The organism is uncultured Tenacibaculum sp., from assembly GCF_947499065.1.
GTDB lineage: Bacteria > Bacteroidota > Bacteroidia > Flavobacteriales > Flavobacteriaceae > Polaribacter.
Genome location: NZ_CANMMT010000038.1, coordinates 1 through 374 on the forward strand (window position 1 = coordinate 1; position 374 = coordinate 374).

Genomic DNA, 374 nt, shown 5'->3' on the forward strand with positions numbered 1-374 from the left:
GGAAGTATTACAGGAACCACATATACCCCAGCAGATGTAACGAGTAATACCGATGTAACGGTACGTTATACGATGGCAGCTAATGGAAGTTGTGCAGCAACAACAGCGGATGTTACTTTTACAGTAAATTCAAATCCAGGAGCAGCTGTAAACACTACAGCAAACGGAGCAATTTGTGAGGACGATACTAAAACATTAGTAGGAAGTCCAGTAGGAGGAACATGGAGTATTGTCTCAGGAGGAGGAAGTATTACAGGAACCACATATACCCCAGCAGATGTAACGAGTAATACCGATGTAACGGTACGTTATACGATGGCAGCTAATGGAAGTTGTGCAGCAACAACAGCGGATGTTACTTTTACAGTAAATTC

Annotated in this window: 1 protein-coding gene; it reads left to right on the top strand. The window is 42.5% G+C overall.

Translation table 11 applies throughout. From position 1 onward, the window contains the following. A partial coding sequence (locus Q0958_RS18895; RefSeq protein ID WP_299126126.1) for a hypothetical protein occupies window positions 1-374 on the top strand: 374 nt, incomplete at both ends.